The 5,806-nt window shown below is 47.5% G+C and carries 5 protein-coding genes and 4 pseudogenes; 4 read left to right on the plus strand and 5 right to left on the minus strand.

All coding sequences use genetic code 11. The features are described from left to right. Positions 1 to 126 precede the first annotated feature (126 nt). Positions 127 to 897: pseudogene (locus tag FE781_RS17135) on the plus strand (HAD-IC family P-type ATPase); the annotation flags it as partial. A 115-nt stretch (positions 898 to 1,012) separates the two neighbouring features. Continuing rightward, positions 1,013 to 1,516, plus strand: a complete 504-nt coding sequence (locus tag FE781_RS17140) for a hypothetical protein (RefSeq protein ID WP_138790824.1) — start codon at positions 1,013 to 1,015, stop codon at positions 1,514 to 1,516. Positions 1,517 to 1,590: 74 nt separating this feature from the next. On the opposite strand, the pseudogene FE781_RS17935 reads toward FE781_RS17140, so the two are convergent. The 4 genes and pseudogenes from FE781_RS17935 to FE781_RS17155 all read right to left on the minus strand — a co-directional run. Continuing rightward, positions 1,591 to 1,686, minus strand: a pseudogene (locus FE781_RS17935) (IS3 family transposase); the annotation flags it as partial. A 198-nt stretch (positions 1,687 to 1,884) separates the two neighbouring features. Next, positions 1,885 to 2,280 (minus strand): annotated as a pseudogene (locus tag FE781_RS17940) (HXXEE domain-containing protein); the annotation flags it as partial. A gap of 85 nt (positions 2,281 to 2,365) precedes the next feature. After that, the gene (locus FE781_RS17150) at positions 2,366 to 2,842 is read right to left on the minus strand and encodes a serine hydrolase (RefSeq protein ID WP_246068236.1); all 477 of its coding nucleotides are present in this window, start codon (positions 2,840 to 2,842) and stop codon (positions 2,366 to 2,368) included. Between the two features lie 21 nt (positions 2,843 to 2,863). Beyond that, positions 2,864 to 3,454, minus strand: a complete 591-nt coding sequence (locus FE781_RS17155) for a TetR/AcrR family transcriptional regulator (RefSeq protein WP_342774322.1) — start codon at positions 3,452 to 3,454, stop codon at positions 2,864 to 2,866. Between the two features lie 185 nt (positions 3,455 to 3,639). Here FE781_RS17155 and FE781_RS17160 point away from each other — a divergent pair, with 185 nt between their 5' ends. Then, positions 3,640 to 4,434, plus strand: coding sequence for an arginase family protein (locus FE781_RS17160; RefSeq protein WP_138790825.1), 795 nt, complete (start codon positions 3,640 to 3,642; stop codon positions 4,432 to 4,434). 408 nt (positions 4,435 to 4,842) lie between these two features. Here FE781_RS17160 and FE781_RS17165 read toward each other — a convergent pair whose 3' ends face one another. Further along, positions 4,843 to 5,277 carry a hypothetical protein gene (locus tag FE781_RS17165; RefSeq protein ID WP_138790826.1) on the minus strand — a complete coding sequence of 145 codons (435 nt, stop codon included), beginning with the start codon at positions 5,275 to 5,277 and terminating at the stop codon, positions 4,843 to 4,845. A 68-nt stretch (positions 5,278 to 5,345) separates the two neighbouring features. On the opposite strand from FE781_RS17165, the pseudogene FE781_RS17170 reads away from it, so the two are divergent. Then, positions 5,346 to 5,651 (plus strand): annotated as a pseudogene (locus tag FE781_RS17170) (transposase); the annotation flags it as partial. Positions 5,652 to 5,806 lie beyond the last annotated feature (155 nt).

The raw sequence follows: 5,806 nt of genomic DNA on the forward strand, positions 1-5,806 counted from the left end.
TATCTATAGAAGCCACGGTTTGATCCTCCTTCTAAAGTAGAGTCGCGTCACTTTAGTAGAAATCATACCGTGGCTTCCCTTGTCAAGAAGCTCGGCGCAATTTTACACCACTACTTGAGACTATAACTGTCCGGTGTTCGAAATAGAGGGATTTCACTGCCAAAGACCGATTCCTTCCAAGCGATTCCCGGTTACGGGATCATGGCCGTGGTCGAAGGCAAAGGCATCATGATCGGAACTAAGAAGCTCATGGCCCAATACAATGTCAAAGCAGACCATTCGTTTGAGGAAATGGACAGGCTTGAGTACCAGGGGAAAACCGTGATGCTTATCGCCGTTGACGGCCGATATGCTGGCATGGTAGCTGTTGCGGATACCATCAAAGAAACCTCTAAGCAAGCGGTAGCCCGCATGAAAGAGCTTGGCCTTGAAGTCGTGATGATTACCGGCGACAATGAGCGTGCTGCCAAAGCGATTGCAAGCCATGCAGGTATCGATCATGTGCTGGCTGAGGTGCTGCCCGACGGCAAAGCAATCGAAGTAAAGAAATTGCAAGAGTCTGGGAAAACAGTGGCCATGGTAGGTGATGGAATCAACGATGCCCCCGCATTGGCCACGGCCGATGTCGGAATGGCCATCGGAACAGGCACGGATGTGGCCATCGAAGCTGCGGATGTCACCTTGATGCGCGGAGACTTGAACAGTATTCCCGATGCGATCTCGATAAGCAAGAAAACGATGGTCAACATCAAGCAAAATTTGTTTTGGGCTCTTGCGTACAATGTGATCGGAATTCCGGTTGCGGCATTCGGTTACCTGAAACCGTGGCTTGCCGGAGCGGCCATGGCTCTTAGCTCGGTTTCGGTCGTGTTCAATGCCCTTCGATTACAGAATGTGGATCGAAAAGCTGAGGAGAGATACAACGGTATGAACGGCAAGATGCAGTTCGTTTTGGTTTTAATCCTTGTAGCCATGTCATTCTTTGCAGGTTACGGTTTCGGTAAACAGGACCGTGTTCCGGGGTGACGGAAAATTTGAAATCGTACACGCTTTCCCGCATGGCGGCGAGTATAAATTGATTGCCGATTATAAACCTACCGGCGGAAAGGATACAACCGAGACCGAATGGATCCATATAGAAGGGACATCTGCAGATACGGTTCCGCTTGAGCCCGATCATGCACATTCCAAAGTGGTTGACGGCGTGGAAGTGACGCTTGTGAATGATCATCCTGAGGCCGGCAAGGATTTCGAGTTGAATTTTCGTCTGACCGACGCTAAAACCAAAGAAGCCATTACCGATTTGGAGCCATATTTGGGGGCTGTAGGACATGTGGTCATTCTAAGTGAGAATACCGAGCAATATCTCCACGTTCACCCGATTGATGAGAAGGCCCAAGGTCCCGAAGCCAAATTTGCTACCACCTTCCCGAATAATGGACTTTATAAAATCTGGGCGCAATTTCAGCGAGATGGGAAGGTCCTTACCGTTCCGTTTGTTGTTGAGGTCAAATAATCAATCAAGAGTCGAGGAAAAAAGAGAGGACCGTTCGGCTTTGAAGTGACCCCGCAAAGTTAGACACTTTATAGTTAAGCACTCTCTAGGGCATGGGTTCGGTACTGTACTGGGCTCATGCTCTTTAGCTTTGCCTTAATACGTTTGGGGTTATAGTAGTTAATGTATTTAAGATCCCAAAGAAGCAGCGCTTCTCGCGGTTGTCTTGGTGCCGAATTATCGCTTCCGCCCAGGCGCAACCGTCTCCCCAGCGTAAGCCCGGCCCATACCAAGAAAACGACGAGAGGCAGTTCGACAGCCATGCTGATTCCGGCCGCTGCCAGGTCCAGCTTCCCCGCGCCGTAAAAGCGGTACAATGCGTACGCCGTAAACGGGATTTCGACAAGCCCGGCGGTGACGAAGCCTGGCGTGTATTTTTTTAGCATGAAGGTATACCCGACATGCTTGAGGCCATCGAGGAACAGGATGGCGTTTATGCCAACGAATAACGGGTGCAGGTTGCCGCTGTTTTCGAAATGGTTGGCCGTTAGCCATGTGACAGGCAGGAGAATCGAACCAAGCAGCAGCACCGCCAACGCAAACTGGAACGTGATGTTTTTCTCCCAGTCGAACATGCGGTTTTCCGCGATCCGAGGCTGGTCTTTAAGCTTGCGGAGCCATTTTTCCGTGGTGACGATCTCCTCCAGGTCGTGGATAAGGAAAGCGGCCGGCAGCAGCCAGATCAGGACTTCCAAGCTTATCAGTTCATTGAAGGTCGACCACATGATTCGCTTTTCTCCTCTCGTTTGATGTTACGCAGCATATTTTGAAAGGAGGTCAACGGTTTTGAGCATGAAGCTAATCGCTTTTCTATAGGAACCGAAGTGATTTAAACTGCCGATCAAGTAAGCGTCCAGGGCCGGATGATAAAACATAAACGTTCCGGTTGAACCGGCATTTCCCCATACATGATATTTTTTGGGCATCAAGACGGGGATCGTTTTGAAATTCATTAACCCGTATCTTTGTGTAATCCTTCCCTTTGTAAATATGCAAGTTGTGCAATAAGTCAGGATCAATATAAGGATGGAGGGGATCTTCATAAGAAATCATTGCCTTTTCAACGAGAATGCCGATCAGAACCGATGTAAAGAGCTTGCCGATACTTGCAATAAAATAAGGTTGATTGGCGTTTACCGCATGGTCCGCCGAGCCTTCGGCTATATTCAAGTGGACGCCGAGCTTGTCGGAATGCACGAGCAAATAGGCGTTGCATATTTTAGGGTCTTTCCGTACTTTTTTGCTAAAATGCTCCGCAATGATTCGTTGCGCTTGTTCGTTCTTCATGGAACGGTTCGCTCCTCATTTTTATTTGGTCAAGTCCCCATTCTTACGCAAACGGGCGGCAGCAATTACATCGTTGCCCGTACTTTCCAGAAGCCTGATCATCCTCTCTTCGTTAAAATGTTCCGGAAGCATGCCGGTCACGTCCATAACGGAGAGTCCTAATTGAAAAACTTGCATTTTGAACAAAATTCCCATCCGTTCTTCATCGTTGAAACCATCAAGCTCCGGAGCCTGTTTCATTTGTTCAAGTATGTGGCCGATGGGGGGCTGAACCTCTTTGATGTAACGGCTGTTGTTCATGATCAAGTCTTTAAACAGCACAGGATGCTCCCTGGCAAATTTCAGACTGGCAATGCCGATATTCAGAAACGGATCCGGGTCGTATTGCGTCATTAACATTTGCCGGGAAACATCGCGGATTTTAAGGAGAACGGCCTGTTTCAGCTCATCGACATCTTTAAAGTTCACATAAATGGGGGCAATCGAGCTTCCCATTTTCTCCGCAACTTTTCGGATCGTGATATGGTCCATACCCTCTGTTCTCGCGATTTCAAAAGCGGCGGCAATGATGGCTTCCTTTGAAAATTTGACTTTGGGCGGGATAAGCGTCACTTCCTTTTCATTTAATAAATAACAATTGATATATATCGAATATTACATTATTCCTTTGTGCTTGTAAAGGCGTTTATTTGACGGATTGACAGGTCCAAGATTTTGTCTAACGCTGCGTAAAGTTGTAAAATATGAGGGACGGTACCGTTAAACAATCTGCGTGATGAAAAGGAAGTCTGGTCATAATGAATGGCAAAGTTGCGGTATTGAACTTTGATCAAACGTTATGTTCGCAGCCTCATTTTCTTCAGCCGGCTTATGAGTGGATTGAACTGTCGGATATCAGGCAGACCAACGGATACTGTTCGAAGGATTCGCTTCGGGTAATTGGCAGCCGGTTGCAAAAACGCCGGAATCGAGGCGTTACGCTGATCGGAAGAGGAAATTACCACTATGTCAGCTATCTCCTTATGTCCGAACTCACCAAACCATTCACCCTTGTGCTGTTCGATTATCATTCGGATATGATGGGGACTCCGGATGAACGGCTTATTTCTTGCGGTTCATGGGTGCTGGAAGCGATTCGGAAGCTTCCGCTCTTGCGCAAAGTGTTATTAATCGGCGTAAGCGAGGCCGGTTTGAAGCAATTGCCGTGGCAAGTCCGAACCAAAGTCTCTGCGTATCCGAACGAAAATATCGAAGAATCGGTGTCCAGCATCCACTCGATTGTCTCCGATATTCCGACCGACACGGTCTATATCAGCATGGATAAGGATGTGCTGGATCCAAGCGAAGCGGTCACCGACTGGGAACAAGGCCGGTTTTCGCTCCCATTCATGGTCCGTATACTCGAAGCCATCGCCAATACGAAAAGGATCGCCGGGGTTGATATATGCGGCGAGTATCCGATCAATCCGTCGCATGCTTATCGCAAGGAAATGCGGCAAGCGTCGCGAATCAACGAACAGGTGAACCGGTACCTCACGGAGCGTGCCGTTCAGTGGATGAGAAGCCCTATAGAGATGTTTTGTAGCACGTAGAGAGTAAGATAGCTCCCTTTCAAAAAAAGACATAAAAAAAGAAAGCAGCTCAACACCCGAACACGTGAGCTGCTTTCTTGGCTAGCTTTTCAAAAAAACTTAAACCATCCCGAAATATAAAAAAAGAAGTTCATCACCGTAAGCATTCTTGCTCCCATCCAAACTGGAGTTTTCTTACGCAATAAAGCTGTTATCGCAATAATTTTTCAGGGTTTGGAGCTGGTCGTCCAGGCTTTACAGAAGGTTCAGGGACGGCTGCTGGAGCCGGAGAACTTTTCTCGTCCACGTGTCCGCGTCCCCAAATCCGGCGATTGCCACCAAGAAAAGTCCCTGTAGACCAAATCGGCTGTATGGTATACCATTAGGTTCCCGGTTATATTTTCCACACTCAATTTGTATTGGGTGATGCTAGCTACATTTTTCTTCAACTTCGATTTTATCATTCATGATCGTGACTATAGAGTATCCGGAAGCACTCTCCGTATAAGAACAAACCGTTTTTCGAACCTCTTTTCCGCTTGAATCCATGTATTTCATATAAATCCCTCCCTCGTTATTTATAGTTAGTCGAGGTTTAATCACCGATTGTTGCCCGCTCTCGATTACTTTAGAAAAAAGATGTTTGGAGTTGCCTTCAACTGCGTTTCCAGAAGCATCACTTTGTAAAATGCCTGTTTCCACCGAAATAATGTCATAATCTGACTGATTGACAACTGTCAACGAGAAACTTTGAAACTGACGAAAAAAATTGGAATTACCCTTTAACGAGTTCACACCGGCTACTGCTATGAGAACTAGAATTACGCTTCCCGCAATGATGCTGACAAGAATCTTTTTATTCATGCTCACTTATCCTCCTTGCACTAGATCATGGAAGGTTATAGTCCATAGTAGTGGTGTAAAATGGCTACGGTTATCGGCAGCGGGAGTGGGATACACGGGTCGGAACGCTCAATCTGAGCATTGAAGTCGTGATCGCATTCAAAGAGCGCCCGCTCGAGGGACAATTTCCTTATGTCTGGTTGGATGCCGCGTTCCCGAAAGTACGCGAGGGCGGCCGGGTACGCAGCATGGCACTTGTCGTGGCCATCGGCATCCGGGAGACCGGAGACCGGGAAGTGCTCGGTTTTGATCTTGGCATGAGTGAGGACGGTTCGTTTTGGCTTGAGTTTCTACGTAAACTGGTCGCTCGGGGACTTCGAGGTGTGCAATTGTTATAGTCCCTAGTAGTGGTGTAAAATTACACCGAGCTTCTTGACAAGGGAAGCCACGGTATGATTTCTACTAAAGTGACGCGACTCTACTTTAGAAGGAGGATCAAACCGTGGCTTCTATAGATAGAATGTCACTTTTGGAGCTTTTGCGCAAGTCC

This window comes from Paenibacillus thermoaerophilus (assembly GCF_005938195.1).
Taxonomy (GTDB): Bacteria; Bacillota; Bacilli; order Paenibacillales; family Reconciliibacillaceae; genus Paenibacillus_W; species Paenibacillus_W thermoaerophilus.

What these genes read in the sequence shown, in the direction of transcription:
- FE781_RS17150 (WP_246068236.1), bottom strand. Translation starts at nt 2,842, where the DNA reads ATGAAGAACGAACAAGCGCAACGAATCATTGCGGAGCATTTTAGCAAA.
- FE781_RS17160 (WP_138790825.1), top strand. Translation starts at nt 3,640, where the DNA reads ATGAATGGCAAAGTTGCGGTATTGAACTTTGATCAAACGTTATGTTCG.
- FE781_RS17165 (WP_138790826.1), bottom strand. Translation starts at nt 5,277, where the DNA reads ATGAATAAAAAGATTCTTGTCAGCATCATTGCGGGAAGCGTAATTCTA.